Raw genomic sequence first — 15,443 nt, forward strand, 5'->3', positions numbered from 1 at the left:
TTTTTCACCTCACTTTGAATAATTGGGGTAAAACTGTTTTTGTAGCAACTACAATGGCCTTATCTGCTCAATAGGGCACGTTTTTCGGAATTTGAGCTAAAAAGTAGTTGGGACTAACGAAAAAAGCCGGGAAAAACCCGGCTTTTCATGCGTTGATTGAAATGATTTCCTTATTCTGCAACGACGACAAATTTGATGGAAGTCTTCACTTCCCTGTGAAGATCAACCTCTGCTTCGTATTCTCCAGAAGTGGTCACCGGTTGCGTAATGGCAATTTTTTTACGATCTACCTCAATGCCTTTTTCTGCGAGTGCATCCGAAAGCTGAAGGGTGGTAACTTTTCCAAAAATCTTACCAGAATCTCCGATTTTCGCTTTGATTTCGAGCGTCAACGCATCAATTTTACCGGCGACTGCCTCGGCTTCGGTTTTGATTTTCTCTGCTTTGTGGGCGGCTTGCTTGATATTTTCTTCCAATATTTTCTTGTTGGATGAAGTAGCCAACACGGCAAAGCCCTGAGGGATTAGATAATTTCGGCCGTAACCTGGCTTCACTTCCACCAGGTCGTTTTTATAGCCAAGTCCTTTTATATCCGTTTTTAAGATAACTTCCATTTAGTGTACTAATTTTAATTGGTGAAGGATACAGAAGATTTTATTTCAATCCATCTGCTACATACGGCAACAAAGCCAAATGCCTGGCTTTTTTGATGGCCTGGGCCACTTTTCTCTGGTATTTCGCAGAGTTACCTGTAAGTCTTCGCGGAAGAATCTTACCTTGCTCGTTCACAAATTTCAACAGGAAGTTGGGATCCTTGTAGTCGATGTACTTGATGCCAAGTTTTTTGAATCGACAGTATTTTTTCCTGGTCTGCTCTCTATTGATGGGTTCGTTTTTTAATGTCATTTTGCTGGCTCCTCCTTAGCTTCAGTTTTTTTGTTGAATTCTCCTTTTCTTCGTCGCTCCGCATAAACAATTCCATGCTTGTCCATGACAGTGGTCAAAAATCTCAAGACGGTTTCGTCTCTACGGAAATCCAGCTCAAACTTCTTAATTGTGGTTGGATCGGCCTTGTACTCTACCAATACGTAAAAACCGGTGGTTTTTTTCTGAATCGGATACGCTAGCTTTTTCAGCCCCCAATTCTCTACGTTGATCACATCTGCTCCCAATTCTTTCAACAAGCCTACGTACTTGTCTACGGTATCCTTCATCTGAACTTCAGACAAAACGGGAGTAAGGATGAATACCGTTTCATAATTTTTTTGGAACATTCTTTTACAATTTTTAATTGTTATTCTAAAACAGGTTGCAAAATTAGGGTTTAACCACCAATAAACAAAAAAACAATGGTTTATTTTACTTCAAAGCTACTGCGTCCGATTTCAGCGCCCCCTGAAAACACTTTCACCGTATACAGGCCTTTGGCGTAATCGCTTCCCTTTTCGTAGTAATAGGTCAGTTGCTGCTGACTATTGGTGAAAATAAAATCTTGTTTGGCCGTATAAAAAACTTCTTTTCCATCCAGCTCAAAGGTCCCGGAACCTTTGGCAATATCAAAAATAACCTGCTCATTGGGCGTGAGGACTTGAACGTATACATCACGAATTCCTTCGGGCGCCACGTTGTTCTCAGCGATAAAAAACGACACTTTTAATTTACTTAGCTGCCGGTTCCGAAATTCATCTTCGCGCTCACGTCCCCGGGAATTGACCGCGGCGACCCGAATGTTTTCGGCCTTTAACCGCGAGGCCAGGGTAACTTTCTGTTCCAACTCATCTGTTCTACTATTCAGTTTGACGACCTCTTCTTCCACCTCCGCCTTGCTGCTTTTCAATTCCCGGTTTTCCGAAAATAGTTGCTGGTTTTGTTTCCGCAACCGAAGGATATCGCCATCTTTTTGCTTTAGTAGCCCGGAATAGGAATCGATTTGCGCATTAAGAGTGGCAATCTCTGCTGCCGTCCGATTGATTTCCAATTGCCTTTCCCGCACCAACTGTTCCTTGATTTGGATCAGCGAGTCCACATTTCCACCAAGGCGTTCGATTTCTTGAATTCTCAAATCCAATTGAAAGGTCATGGAGTCCAATCGGATATTTAACTCGCTGTTGTCTTCTGTCAAGATAAGGATCTCTTCATTTTTCTTTGACTTTTCACGGTGGTCATTAAATAACCTCCATCCGCTTAAAATCACCAAAATGATCAAAACAACAATCAGGATATTTTTTCCGTTCTCCGTTCCGGAGGACTTTTTATCAGGCAACTCTCCTTGTGTCATAGCTTTTTGGAAAATTCAATTACTCCAGTTGCGCATGTATGTCTTTCGCAGGTTATAGGTTGAGGGAGCGATCCCTTCCGACCCATCTTACACCTATTCAATTATCAGACCAAGTTTTACACCTACCCAACGCCCCCACAACAGTGAGCTTCACGAACAAATTTATACATTGTATTACTCCCTCAAAATACAAACCAAAAAAAATCTGCTTTATACATCCAATACGAGGTGTGTGCCACTGCTGCCCGGCCGGAAAAATAGAATCCCGCATGCAAAAAAATCCAGGCTCCCTGAGACTCCCGGCCAGCCTTTTAATTGTTCCCAGGCCCGTTTCATGTCTCGCGACCAATATATGTCCGCTACGACGACAATACTTGACTCGTGCAATTTGGGAAAAATTGTACGAAAATAGGCCATCGTTGGATCAAACCGATGATTGGCATCCATCAGGACGAAATCAACGCTATCCAGACTGCGCACGACGTTTTCCAGGGTTTTATCCAGATTGCCCGGAACCAGGCGAATAGTTGGAAACTGACCCAGATGGGCGCTTGCCAACGCGAGCAAATTGGGGTCTCCTTCAAAGGAATACAGCGTCCCGGATACCTGCTTCGCCAAATAGCCGGTATTGATTCCCAACGAAGTACCCAAATCCAACACGTTCGCCGCAGGTGTCAGTTGGCAAAAATAGCTGTAAAGCAAGGAAGTGCGTAAGGGAGAGATGACCCGTCTTGCTACCGTCGACACCTTTCTGTCGCCCCTGCCCAGCCAACGCGACCCCGCTCCATAGTCCCTACTGCCGATACGGGTGGCCTCGTGAAGAAAAGATCGGCGAAGGTCTTCCAGTTTGCGATTGCCCTTTTTATTTTGCCTGAGATAAGCCTGTAATCCCAGATAACACTGAAAATAATAGGGCGAATGGATGCTGTGTTCATTTTCCTTCTTTAAAAAATACCGCAAGTATTCCCACAACTGAAAAAACATGCCGCCAATTCAATTGTCAAACAGATTGGCGATCAGTTGAAATTCAGGAATGGTCACAGTCAACAATTTTCCATCCTGCAATTTTTCCATGATATATTTGCCTCTCATTTTACCCATACCGGACTTTAAGTTACATCCGGACATGTAGGCATGACTTCCGCCCGGTTCCAATACGGGCTGCTGTCCAACCACCCCTTCTCCTTCGACTATTTTCAGCGTAGAGGCTGCATCAAAAATCTCCCAGCGTCTTTTGAGCAGCTGTATGGTAAAGGCACTGTGGTTTTCTATGGTAACTTTGTAGGTAAAGACATGGTGGTGCTGTCCTGGATTCGAAAATTCCTTTTGGTAGGTCGCTTCCACACTTACCTTGATGCCCTCTGTAATCGCAGTTACCATGCTGTTTTGTATTACGAAAACTTATTCGAAATTTGACTTGTCAAAACAAATATACCAATAGAAATTTTATTAATGGATGTCAAAATAGAAAATAGTTGGAAAGACTTGCTAAAAGAGGAATTTTCCAAGTCTTATTTCGAATCGCTTACGGCGTTTGTTAAGCGGGAATACCGCCGTACAACGGTTTACCCGAAAGGATCGCATATCTTCAATGCCTTTGCCTTATGTCCCGTACCGCAAACCCGAGTGGTTATCCTGGGCCAAGACCCCTACCATGGGCCGGGACAGGCGCATGGTCTTTCCTTTTCGGTACAGGAAGGAATTCCCTTCCCACCCTCTTTGGTAAATATTTTTAAGGAACTAAAAAGTGATCTGGACCTACCGTTTCCTCCACACGGCAACTTGGAAAAGTGGGCCAGGCAAGGAGTACTTCTGCTCAACGCCACCCTAACGGTGGAAGCCAATAAAGCCGGGAGCCACCAAAAAAAAGGCTGGGAGGAGTTTACCGATCAGGTTGTAGCCCGGTTAGCTGATAACAGAGAAGGTCTGGTGTTCATGCTTTGGGGCGCCTATGCACAGAAAAAGGCACAAATCATCCCAGATGACAGGCACCTTAAACTCTACGCACCCCATCCCAGTCCACTTTCTGCTCACCGGGGCTTTTTGGGTTGCCGTCATTTCAGCCAGGCAAACGCCTATCTTGAAAAAACGGGCCAAACACCCATCAACTGGTAAAAAAAGGCACCAGCCATGTGCCGGTGCCTTTCCACTCACTTCTCATTTTTAACTTTTAATCAATAGCCTTGAAAAAACGATTCCATCGAATTTTATTAAACATGGACTTGTGTTTTTCCAGAGACAACCACAAAAACCATGCCTTTCCTACCACATGGTCCTCCGGTACAAAACCCCAAAACCGGGAATCCAGCGAATCGTGACGGTTATCTCCCATCATGAAATAATAATTCTGCTTAAAGGTATAGGTCTCTTGCTTCTGCCCCGCAATAAATAGTTCGTTACCATCGATCTGCAAATCCTCCAGACCCTCAAATTTCTCAATGGTATAGGCATAGCGACGTACGTTATCTTCGGTAAGCGATATGGTGGTGCCTTCTGCGGGAATTTCCAACGGTCCAAAATTATCTTTATTCCAGCCATAGTAGGCGCCATCCGGAAAAATATTGGGGTCGCCCTGCCCAGGTTTACTCACCCGCTTTTTTACCGAGGTGACGGCAGGCGATGCTTCCAGCTCACGCACCATTTCCTCGGTCGCAAAAATGAAATACCCCGAATTATCGGAAAAGGGGAAATAGCTGTCCGGATTGATACCATACCGATCAAAAAAATCGGCATTTAACGGGCGGTTTGTGGTCAGATCGTAGGAAAATTGCATCTCCTCCGGCACCGCGGCGGATTCTCCGTTTACATAAAGTTTTGCTTCCCGGATTTCAATTACATCGCCCGGTGCACCAACTGCCCGCTTGATGTAGTTGGTTTTTAAATCCACCGGGTACTGAAACTCCTCCGGGTAATTAAAAACCACTACATCGTTTCTCTGAATGGAAGTGAAGCCCGGAAGCCGGTAATACGGTAGCTGAATGGCCTCCGAATACGATGGTATTTCCGTTCCCCATATTTTCTGGTGGGTAAGCGGTACCTGCAAAATGGTTTTAGGCACCCGGGTGCCGTAGTGCATCTTGCTGACAAATAGAAAATCACCCACGAGGAGCGATTTTTCCATGGAGGCTGTCGGGATCGTAAAGGGCTCCAGCAGAAGCCATCGAATCAGACTGGCCGCTATGACCGCAAACAGTAGGGCGTCTACCCATTCTCTTACGGCTGATTTATTCTTTCTTTCTTGACTCATTTTTTTAGTAGTATTAAAATTTCAAAAAGTCATTCATGGTTAGCATCCCTTTCCTGCCTGGCAACCATTCGGCAACCAGCACTGCTCCCAAAGCAAATCCTTCTCGACTGTGAGCGGTATGCCGGATGCTGATATCGTCGATGGCAGAGGCGTAGCTCACTGTATGGGTACCTGGGGCAGGGTCGATACGTTTGGCAGTAATGGGCAAAACACCCGAGGACATGGGAGCATCGCCTGCTAATTGCCAGCTTTGATACTGCCGGTTATTTTCGAGAAGCCCCTCGGCCAGGCTGATGGCTGTGCCACTTGGAGCATCTTTTTTTTCTGTATGGTGGATTTCCTCTATGGACGCCTGGTACGCATCCTGCTCATTCATCAGGCTGGCTAGAAAAGCATTCACTTTAAAAAAGATGTTGACACCGATGCTGAAATTAGACGCATAAAAGACCGTACCATCCGTTGCTTTACAGGCTTTTTCTACGTCCATTTTTTTATCCATCCATCCCGTCGTTCCGACCACCACCGGTACGCGATGTTCGATACACCAAGTGATGTTTCCCACAGCTGATTCGGGCTGACTAAACTCGATGGCAACATCAACGTCCGCTGCATCAACATGCGCCAGGTCCGAGACATTGTCAATGTTTATCTTTGCCACAATCCGGTGGCCCCTTTCTTCGGCTAACTGGCTGATGATTTTCCCCATTTTGCCGTACCCCAAAATCAATATGTTCATATTAGAAGTTTATTTTTATGGCTAAACCGACTGCGCTGTTGCTTGCCAGGGTTGGCTGCACGGAAGGTTCCAATTTGATACTCAAGTCATCGCTGACATCGAAACTCGACAAATGGGCATCCACAAATGCATCTACCGCACCCAATGCGTAAATCGCTCCAAAAACCATATACATGGCATCCCGGTTTCTGCGCCAGTAATTGACATTCCGAATAATCCCGTCCTCGTTTAGGTTGGGAAAAGGACTGGGCTCTGTACCCTCCCGTACAATTTCCAAGGCTACCAAAAACTCCTGGTACCTTCGGTTATTGAACTCCAAAAAATACACAGCCGTGGCAACGCCTCCGTAAAGTAAAGGCAATTTCCAGACTTTTTCATTATACACCTGGCCCGCACCGGGAACAATTAATGATAAAAGTACTGCTTTTTTAGGATTTTTAACATTTTGCGGGGGCTCTGCCGATAAGGAATCTGGTTCGAAAACCGATACCGGGCCTTGTTCCTGGGCCAGCCCAGGGCGCGTCAGGCAGAAGCAACAAAGCAACAGTACGCAGCAGGTAAAAAAAAGCCCGCCACGAAAACGATCACGTACAAAATGTGACGGCCATTTCACTCAGATCAAATCAAGAATTTCCAAAATTCTGTTGAGATCGCTGGTCGAATGAAAAGGTATTTTGATTTCTCCTTTGTCCTTCTGATCCGCTTTCAAGGAAACTTTGGTCCCGAAATGGGAGGCCAGCTTTTGCTGGAGCTTATTGATTTCGTATTTTTTTACCGGATCCAAGTTGGAGGCCTCAGGTGCTTCCTTCTTTTCCCGGCCCTCGTTCAACTCCTTCACCAGGGCCTCGACCTTCCTCACGCTTAATTCTTCCGTCACCATTCGCTTAAAGATGGCCAACTGCTTGTCTACATCCTCAATATTGATGAGGGCCCTGGCATGCCCCATGCTGATCTTCTGATCTCGAATCCCCGCTTGTATGTCCGGCGGCAACTTTAGCAATCGCAGGTAGTTGTTTACCGTGGTACGGTTTTTTCCCACCCGGTCTCCCAGTTGCTCCTGCTTCAAATCACATTCGGAAAGCAAACGCTGGTAGGAATGGGCAATTTCAAGCGCATTCAGGTTTTCGCGTTGTATGTTCTCGATCAAGGCCATTTCCAGCATCTGCTGATCGTTGGCTAGGCGAACGTAAGCGGGAATCTTTTCCAATCCTGCAATTTTGGAGGCCTGGTACCTACGTTCACCAGAGATAAGCTGGTATTCACCATCCGCTAGTTTGCGTACCGTAATCGGCTGAATGATGCCTTGAACCCGAATGGACTCCGCCAACTCTTCAAGTGCCGTCTTATCAAAATGCGTTCGGGGCTGAAAAGGATTTACCTGTATCTCTTCCAGGCCAATTTCAAAAATACCCGCAACCGGGTGAGCTGCCTCTTCCTCTCCTTTACCTTTTTGGGGAGAATCCTGAAGCAAGGCTCCCAACCCTTTTCCAAGGGCACCTCGTTTTTTTGTTGTTTTGCTTACTGCCATTTCGTATTAACTAATCAATTTACCTTTGCCATTCCATTTTTGGTAGCAATTTCATTGGCAAGATTCAGGTAAGCCACGGCTCCTTTGCCCGTAGCGTCAAATGCAACGACCGGCATGCCAAAGCTTGGCGACTCACTTAACTTCACATTTCGCGGGATGATGGTTTCAAACGTCATGTTCTTGAAGTGCATTTGCACCTCCTCCACAACCTGGTTGGACAGTCTCAACCGAACATCGTACATCGTCAGTAAGATACCCTCAATTTCGAGGTCCTGGTTAAGCCTGGTTTGGATGATCTTGATGGTATTCAATAATTTTCCCAGGCCTTCCAGGGCAAAATATTCGCACTGAACAGGGATAATCACAGAATTTGCCGCTGTCAGCGCATTAATGGTGATCAATCCGAGCGAAGGTGAACAATCGATGATAATGAATTCGTACTTGTCCCGAATTCCCTCAATCACCGCCCGCATTTTTTCCTCCCGGTTTTCCAAGTTTACCATTTCCACTTCTGCACCGACCAGATCGATGTGCGAAGGGACCAGATCTAAGTTGTCGATTTCGGTGGAAATGATGATGTCTTCGATCTCGTTTTCATTGACCATGCATTCGTAAATACTGGTCTCGATAGACTTTGGGTCAAAGCCGAGTCCCGAGGTGGTATTGGCTTGCGGGTCTGCATCGATCACAAGTGTTTTGTATTCCAAAACAGCCAGACTGGCTGCCAGATTCATGGCGGTGGTGGTTTTACCCACCCCTCCTTTTTGGTTGGCAATAGCGATTACTTTTCCCATTATTTCTTAAAGCGTAATACTTTCTCCTAGTTGAAGCACGATCAGTTCTTTGCCCGCATCCCGGGCAACTTGTCGGGCTGCTTCTTTATCTATGGTAATGTAGGGAAACGTGTCGTAGTGCATACCTACGATCGTTTCCGTGCCCACGAAATCGGCAGCCTTTATGGCATCTTCTATGCCCATCGTAAAGTTATCCCCTATAGGCAATACAGCAAAATCAATGGCAAAAGAATCTGCGATTAATTTCATATCGTAGGTCAGGGCGGTGTCCCCTGCGTAATAAAACGTGCCGGCATCCGATTCAACGACAAATCCACCGGGATTTCCCCCACTCGCACCGTCAGGCATGGTGCTACTATGAATGGCATTCACGTATTTTACACGTCCAAAATCGAAATTTACAGCGCCTCCATGGTTTAAGGGATGAGCATTGCGAATCCCTTTTTCTTGAAACCAGGATACAATTTCAAAATTGGACACCAACATTGCGCCGCTGTTTTTGGCAATTCGTTCCACGTCCGCTACATGATCCTCGTGCCCGTGGCTTACGAGCAGGTAATCCGGACGTAAATCGTCAATCGCCACCTCCTTCGCGAGTGAATTGGGTGAAATAAACGGGTCAAATAGAATCTTTTTCCCATTAACTCCCATCAAGAAGGTAGAATGACCAAAATACGTTAATTCAATCATTGATTTTTGATTTTTCAAGTCCTGATAGTGTTACAAATATATCATTTTAATCGGAACTACCGTCAGGTACTTATCCACATGGGCCGGTGGAAAACTACTAGTCCCCTGTATTCCAACAGACTAGCAACGTTACAGCCGGATATATCGGCACTCCTTCAGAGACGGGGAATAAAAAAAGGCATGAAATTATTCACGCCTTTCCATGTTGTGCATCCGACAACTTATTTTTGCCGACCCTTCTTTTTGGCTGGTTCTGCCTTTTTACTTTCCGCAGCCTTCATGGCTTGCTCGATACGCTGCTGAAATTTCGATTTCTTCTTATTTGCGTTTTTTGCTTTGCTCTCTTCTACTTTCTGTCGGATTTTCGAATCGTCTACAAACTGCTTGATCAAGGCTTGCTGACCAAACGTCACCATGTTTGACACGAAGTAATAAAAGCTCAAGGCGGCAGGAAATGAGTTTAAGACAAACATAAACACAACCGGCATGATGTATCCGATGTTTTTCATTGGCCCCTGGGCAGTGGTGAGTTGGTTGTTGAAATGCGTATACGCGATCTGCGATAAGGTCATCAACAGGGTGAAAAGACTGACATGGGATCCATAAAAAGGGATCGTAAACGGTAGATTCACAATCGAATCGTAGGTGGATAAGTCATGCGCCCATAGAAAGGACTCTTGCCGCAATTCAATCGAATTTGGGAAGAAAAAGAACATGGCCAGTAGAAAAGGCATTTGCAAGACCATGGGCAAACAACCGGAGATGGGACTGACCCCCAACTGACCAAACAATTTCATTTGCTCCTGCTGCATTTTGGTCTGGTCGTCCCCGTATTTCTCCTTCAACTCATCGATTTCCGGTTTGATGACCCGCATCTTTGCCATCCCGATATAGGATTTGTAGGTCAATGGAAGGAGAAATAACTTGATGATGAACACGATCAAAATGATGATGACTCCGTAATTATCAAAAAAGTTTTCCAACCAGTGAAACAGGTTCACGATGATGTATTTGTTTACCCAGCTGACAAACACATAGCCCATATCGACGTTTTTATCGAATTCGGGGGTAACCTGCTTTAGAATTTTGTAATTATTCGGACCAAAATAATAACTTACCTCCTCGTTTACCGGCATGCGCAGGGTCGCATACATCCGCTTGACAGCTGAGGCATCAAGCGGTGTTTCCTGGGCCAGATTACCTTCCAGAAATTGCTGATTGGCGATGATACCGGCGGTAAAGAAACGCTGCTTGAATGCAACCCACTTCAATGGCTCCCCAATTTGCTGGGCATCTTCCGAATCACCCGTAGTCAGGTAATCGTAATCTTCGCCAACGGTATAGAAATTCATGTAGGTCTTCCGACGGGATTCCAGCATGTCCTCTTCCAGTACCGGCAAATCAGTTTTCCAATTTACGGTGACGATTTCATCCGAGACCAAGGCGTCCAAACCCGACGTTTCCAATGCATGGGACAACTGATAACCGGCGGCTGGCAGCCTATAGCTTCGTTTCAAACTACCTGACCCCACATTGGCGGTAAACACCAATTGATGTACCCGGTCTTCATCGGAACCAGAAACGGACTGGCTTCCCTCAAAATACAAATCATTCAGCCCGATTTTCCCTTCCCTCGCGTTGATTTCGTATTCCAGTTCACCAAATTCCTGATCAAAAAGAATTAGGTCCTGTTGATCATAGGTTTTGAATCCCTTTACCTCTACCGTTTGGATCTCTCCTCCCTTACTGGAAACGGTTACTTTTAGGTCTTCATTTTCGAGGGTAAACAGTCGTTCTTCACCCCTAACCAAACTGGAGAAATTCCCGTATTTTCGCTGATCGGAAAGGTTTTTAAGACTATCGCTTTGGGCCCCTTCTCCGAATTGCTCCACATCTTCTTCATCCGAAGATTTCGATTGCACCTGTGTGGCAGCGTCGGTTTGTGGCTCGGTGATTGGCTCGGGTCCACTGGCAAAAAAGAGCGAATAGACCAATATGACCGCTGCGAAAAGAATAAGTCCAGTCGCTTGATTTTTATCCATGTTTTAATCGTTTACGTGACAGATTGCAAAATCTGTTATCCAATGCTATGTTCATTTAAGACTTGTTCTGTTTGTATTCCCCTACCGCCTTGATAAATCGTACAAACAAGGGGTGTGGGTTCAATACCGTGCTTTTGTATTCCGGGTGAAATTGGGTACCGACAAACCAGGGATGCTCTTTTAGCTCGATGATTTCTACCAGTCCTTTGTCCGGATTTTTTCCGGAAGCGATCATTCCGTGTTTTTCAAACTCTTTCAGGTACTTATTGTTAAACTCGTACCGATGTCGGTGCCGCTCGGTCACCTTTTGCTTGCCATAGGCGGCCAGGGCTTTGGTCCCCTTTACCAATTCGCAAGGATAGGCTCCCAACCGCATCGTACCGCCCATTTGTGTAATGTCCTTTTGCTCCGCCATCAGAAAAATCACCGGATCCTTGCAATCGGGATTGATCTCCGTGGAAGAGGCTTCCGATAACCCCAATACATTCCTCGCGAATTCAATAACCGCGATCTGCATACCCAGGCAAATCCCGAAATAGGGCACCTCATTTTCCCGCGCAAATTTAGCTGCTTCGAGCTTTCCGTCCAAACCCCGGATACCAAAACCCGGTGCAACAAGGACTCCGTCCATATCCGTCAGCTTCTTTGCTACGTTGTCTTTATTGACCTCCTCGGAGGAAATTAAATGAAGGTTGACCTTGCATTCCAGCGAGGTACCGGCATGTATGAACGATTCAATGATCGATTTGTAGGCATCGGGAAGAGAAACGTATTTGCCGATCAAGGCAATGTCTACCTCCATGGTCGGATTTTTGAGTTTTCCCAAAAAATCTTTCCATTGCTCCAATTCGGTGTTGGTCTTGGAGGAAATCTTTAGCTTGCTCAACACCCGCTCGTCCAGGCGTTCTTTTTTCATCAACAGCGGAACGTCGTAAATGGAGTCGGCATCCATCGCTTCTATCACGCAATTCAATTGAACGTTGCAAAAAAGCGCGATTTTCTTTTTCACATCCACCGGCAAGTGATGTTCCGTGCGGCAAACCAAAATATCCGGTTGCACTCCGGCCTCCAACAGTTGCTTTACGGAATGCTGCGTGGGCTTTGTTTTCAGTTCCTTTGCTGCCGAAAGGTACGGAATCAAGGTCAGATGAATGACTAGAATATTATTGGGGCCCAAATCCCACCTTGCCTGCCTCACTGCTTCCACAAAAGGCAGGGACTCAATGTCGCCCACACACCCGCCGATTTCGGTAATGATAACATCGTATTTGCCGTCTTTCCCAAGCTTGTAAAAATTATTTTTGATTTCGTCGGTAATGTGGGGCACTACTTGTACCGTTTTCCCTAAAAACTCCCCTTTCCGTTCCTTGGTGATGACATTGTTGTAAATACGGCCGGTGGTGACATTATTGTCCTGGGAAGTGGCGGCATTCAAAAACCGCTCGTAGTGACCCAAATCCAAATCGGTTTCTGCACCATCCTCGGTCACGTAACACTCTCCGTGTTCGTAGGGATTCAGGGTACCTGGATCAATATTCAGATACGGATCAAATTTTTGGATGGTAACAGAAATCCCCCTGGACTGCAGGAGTTTGGCCAAAGATGCCGCAATTATTCCCTTCCCCAGGGAGGAGGTAACCCCTCCGGTGATAAAGATGTGTTTCGTAGACAAACCCATAAGAACGCGTGAATGAAATTTTGTTTATATTCTTATGGGATTCAAAATTAAGTAAAATAATTGACTTGGTTAGGAACAAACCATTTAAAATTTCGAATGCATCGGGCCGCTTTTTGGTACCCGGACAGATGGAGGATTTAACCTCCCCTACCGTAGCTACTTAGCAGCGGTCAGCCACGCTACTGGTGCATTTCCGTCTGGTCTACCGCATTGATAAGTGTTCCGATGCCTTCTATGTGAATCTTGATACTATCCCCCGGCTGAAGGGTAAAAGACTGGTCCGGAACAATACCTGTACCCGTCATCAGAAAAGCTCCGCAAGGAAACGAATACTCCCTGTATAGAAACTCAACCAACTGTGCAAAACTTCGCTTGATTTGATCGATGGTGATGGAATCACTAAAAACAAGGCTACTATCGCGGATAATTTCCAAAGCAATGGTGGTACTTGCTGGCAGCGGTTCGTTACTTACAAAAACGCAAGGGCCAAGGGAGGTGGCCCCATCATACACCTTTGCCTGGGGCAAGTACAGCGGATTTTCCCCTTCAATGCTTCTGGAACTCATGTCGTTACCAATGGTGTATCCCAGAATTTTACCCGAGCTGGAAATCAGCAACGTCAGTTCTGGTTCCGGTACATTCCAGATAGAATCTTTTCGAATTCGCACGTTTTGCAAATGTCCCACCACGCGTGGACCGGTGGACTTCATGAACAACTCCGGACGTTCGGCCAGGTACACCTTTTCGTAAAAGGTACCTCCTCCGCTGTCTTTTGATTCCTCTTGTCTACCGAGTTTACTGCGGTAGTAGGTCACTCCACTGGCCCAAACTTCCTGGTTGGCAATCGGCGGTAGCAAGCCGGTAGTTATCCAGTCGTGCGCCTGAGCATCCGGCTTTTTATCGACCAATAGCCGGGCCAGTTTCTGGTACAGGTCGTCGTCGTTGATAAAAGCGTCCCAGTCCTGTTCGTTTACCGCGTAAAGTTCCTGGTTTTTCTCAACTACAATTCCATTTTTGGTTCGGTAGATTTTCATGTTATTGGGTTCGTTACATTATTTCGATGGATCCTACTGAATTACCAAAGATAGCAGCAAAACCAGAACAAAACCAGTCAGAGAAATGATGGTTTCCAAAACGGTCCAGGTCTGCAGGGTTTCTTTTTCCGAGATATCCAGGTATTTCTTCACCAACCAGAATCCGCTGTCGTTCACGTGGGAAAGTATGCACGAACCGGCCGCAATAGCAATACCTATCAACGCTTTTTGCGGGTCGGAGTAATCCATGCCACTTATGACAGGAGCGATCATGCCAGCTGCTGTCACCATGGCAACAGTAGCCGAACCCTGAATAACCCGAATGACTACGGCAATCAAATAAGCCATGACAATCGGGGCTACATTATACGCAATAAACACTGCTGCCAGTGCCTCTCCCGCTCCACTCTGTACCAGAATTTCTTTAAACATGCCACCCGCACCGGTAATGACAATGATCAATCCCGCAGGCGCAAGGGCTTTATCGGAAAATTCCAACAGTTGTTTTGCCTTAAATCCTTTTCTAAAACCCAGGAAATAAGAAGCCACTAGCGTGGCTATGGTCAATGCGATAAAGGGATGTCCTAAAAACTGCAGCAATTGAACGAGATAAGCCTCCCCATCGAAGTAGCCCATGTCCACAAACATGTCCGAAGAAGTTGCGATCAGTATCAAAAACAGCGGCAGTACAATGATAAAGGCAATCGTAAAAAAATCACGCTTACTGGCATTTGTTTCTTCGGTATCTGCAAACTCAATATGAGCAGGAACCGGAACGAAGATTCGTTTTGAAATAAACCCACCAAATACCGGACCTGCAAGAATGGCGCAGGGCAAGCCAACGACTGCACCAAAAAGAATCATCCAGCCGAGTGGCGCACTTATGATTTCGGCGACCGCCACCGGCCCAGGAGTCGGTGGGATAAACGCGTGCGTTACCGCCATGCCTGCCAGTAAAGGCACCGCAAAATGCAGCAATGATTTTTTCGCCTTGTGGGCCAGGGCATATACCAGCGGAATAAGAATAATAAAACCCACGTCCAAAAAAACCGGTATGGATACAATGAAACCGGTAAGCATCAAGGCCCAGGAAGTGCGTTTTTCACCAAAGCCCCGAATCAGAAAATGTGCCATGGTCTGTGCACCACCGGATACTTCAAGCAATTTCCCAAGAATGGCACCCAACCCAACAACGATGGTAATAAACCCAAGGATATCCCCCATCCCTTTTTGTAAACTGGATAGCAACTGCGGAAACGGCATTCCCGCTGCCAGGCCTACAAAACAGCTGGCGAGAAGTAAGGAAATAAACGCATGTACTTTCAGTTTCATTACCAATACCAGCAGGAGCAATATCGATAATGAAGTAATCAGAAATAAATAGATGGTTTGATCCATAGGGATTCGGGTATTGGT

The 15,443-nt window shown here is 46.0% G+C and carries 17 protein-coding genes; 1 reads left to right on the forward strand and 16 read right to left on the reverse strand.

The genetic code is table 11. The features are described from left to right. Positions 1 to 170 precede the first annotated feature (170 nt). From rplI to apaG, 6 genes are all read right to left on the reverse strand, one after another. Positions 171 to 614: a 50S ribosomal protein L9 gene (gene rplI, locus GCU44_RS16640; protein WP_092169191.1), complete on the reverse strand. Its 444-nt coding sequence runs from the start codon at positions 612 to 614 to the stop codon at positions 171 to 173. 40 nt (positions 615 to 654) lie between these two features. Then, positions 655 to 906, reverse strand: coding sequence for a 30S ribosomal protein S18 (gene rpsR, locus GCU44_RS16645; RefSeq protein ID WP_092169188.1), 252 nt, complete (start codon positions 904 to 906; stop codon positions 655 to 657). Further along, positions 903 to 1,274 (reverse strand): 30S ribosomal protein S6, encoded by a 372-nt coding sequence (rpsF, locus tag GCU44_RS16650; protein WP_092169185.1) that lies wholly within the window; start codon positions 1,272 to 1,274, stop codon positions 903 to 905. The genes rpsR and rpsF overlap by 4 nt, the downstream gene beginning before the upstream one ends. An 80-nt stretch (positions 1,275 to 1,354) precedes the next feature. Then, a complete protein-coding gene (locus GCU44_RS16655) occupies positions 1,355 to 2,278 on the reverse strand; it encodes a hypothetical protein (RefSeq protein WP_154857875.1) in 924 nt (307 codons plus the stop codon). 210 nt (positions 2,279 to 2,488) lie between these two features. Next, a complete protein-coding gene (locus tag GCU44_RS16660) occupies positions 2,489 to 3,262 on the reverse strand; it encodes an O-methyltransferase (protein ID WP_154857877.1) in 774 nt (257 codons plus the stop codon). Positions 3,263 to 3,271: 9 nt separating this feature from the next. Continuing rightward, on the reverse strand, positions 3,272 to 3,658 hold the full coding sequence (gene apaG, locus GCU44_RS16665) for a Co2+/Mg2+ efflux protein ApaG (RefSeq protein WP_092169177.1): 387 nt from the start codon (positions 3,656 to 3,658) through the stop codon (positions 3,272 to 3,274). A gap of 72 nt (positions 3,659 to 3,730) precedes the next feature. Between apaG and ung the strand changes: the two genes are divergently transcribed. Then, positions 3,731 to 4,393: a uracil-DNA glycosylase gene (gene ung, locus GCU44_RS16670; RefSeq protein ID WP_154857879.1), complete on the forward strand. Its 663-nt coding sequence runs from the start codon at positions 3,731 to 3,733 to the stop codon at positions 4,391 to 4,393. Between the two features lie 55 nt (positions 4,394 to 4,448). On the opposite strand, the gene lepB is transcribed toward ung, so the two are convergent. From lepB to GCU44_RS16720, 10 genes are all read right to left on the reverse strand, one after another. Next, positions 4,449 to 5,525, reverse strand: coding sequence for a signal peptidase I (lepB, locus tag GCU44_RS16675; protein ID WP_154857881.1), 1,077 nt, complete (start codon positions 5,523 to 5,525; stop codon positions 4,449 to 4,451). Positions 5,526 to 5,538: 13 nt separating this feature from the next. After that, complete coding sequence (dapB, locus tag GCU44_RS16680) at positions 5,539 to 6,261, reverse strand: 4-hydroxy-tetrahydrodipicolinate reductase (RefSeq protein WP_092169168.1); 723 nt, start codon at positions 6,259 to 6,261, stop codon at positions 5,539 to 5,541. A 1-nt stretch (position 6,262) separates the two neighbouring features. After that, positions 6,263 to 6,874, reverse strand: coding sequence for a DUF5683 domain-containing protein (locus GCU44_RS23390; RefSeq protein WP_262885326.1), 612 nt, complete (start codon positions 6,872 to 6,874; stop codon positions 6,263 to 6,265). Next, a complete protein-coding gene (locus tag GCU44_RS16690; protein ID WP_154857883.1) occupies positions 6,875 to 7,789 on the reverse strand; it encodes a ParB/RepB/Spo0J family partition protein in 915 nt (304 codons plus the stop codon). A gap of 14 nt (positions 7,790 to 7,803) precedes the next feature. Continuing rightward, positions 7,804 to 8,583, reverse strand: a complete 780-nt coding sequence (locus tag GCU44_RS16695; protein WP_092169162.1) for a ParA family protein — start codon at positions 8,581 to 8,583, stop codon at positions 7,804 to 7,806. Between the two features lie 6 nt (positions 8,584 to 8,589). Further along, complete coding sequence (locus tag GCU44_RS16700; protein ID WP_154857885.1) at positions 8,590 to 9,273, reverse strand: metal-dependent hydrolase; 684 nt, start codon at positions 9,271 to 9,273, stop codon at positions 8,590 to 8,592. A 221-nt stretch (positions 9,274 to 9,494) separates the two neighbouring features. Then, positions 9,495 to 11,315 (reverse strand): membrane protein insertase YidC, encoded by a 1,821-nt coding sequence (gene yidC, locus GCU44_RS16705; protein ID WP_154857887.1) that lies wholly within the window; start codon positions 11,313 to 11,315, stop codon positions 9,495 to 9,497. A gap of 55 nt (positions 11,316 to 11,370) precedes the next feature. After that, the gene (locus GCU44_RS16710) at positions 11,371 to 12,993 is read right to left on the reverse strand and encodes a CTP synthase (protein WP_154857889.1); all 1,623 of its coding nucleotides are present in this window, start codon (positions 12,991 to 12,993) and stop codon (positions 11,371 to 11,373) included. A gap of 179 nt (positions 12,994 to 13,172) precedes the next feature. Further along, positions 13,173 to 14,027 carry a fumarylacetoacetate hydrolase family protein gene (locus tag GCU44_RS16715; protein ID WP_154857891.1) on the reverse strand — a complete coding sequence of 285 codons (855 nt, stop codon included), beginning with the start codon at positions 14,025 to 14,027 and terminating at the stop codon, positions 13,173 to 13,175. Positions 14,028 to 14,060: 33 nt separating this feature from the next. Continuing rightward, on the reverse strand, positions 14,061 to 15,425 hold the full coding sequence (locus GCU44_RS16720; RefSeq protein ID WP_154857894.1) for a GntP family permease: 1,365 nt from the start codon (positions 15,423 to 15,425) through the stop codon (positions 14,061 to 14,063). Positions 15,426 to 15,443: the final 18 nt, after the last annotated feature.

Source organism: Cyclobacterium xiamenense, from assembly GCF_009467825.1.
In the GTDB taxonomy this organism is placed as follows: Bacteria; Bacteroidota; Bacteroidia; order Cytophagales; family Cyclobacteriaceae; genus Cyclobacterium; species Cyclobacterium xiamenense.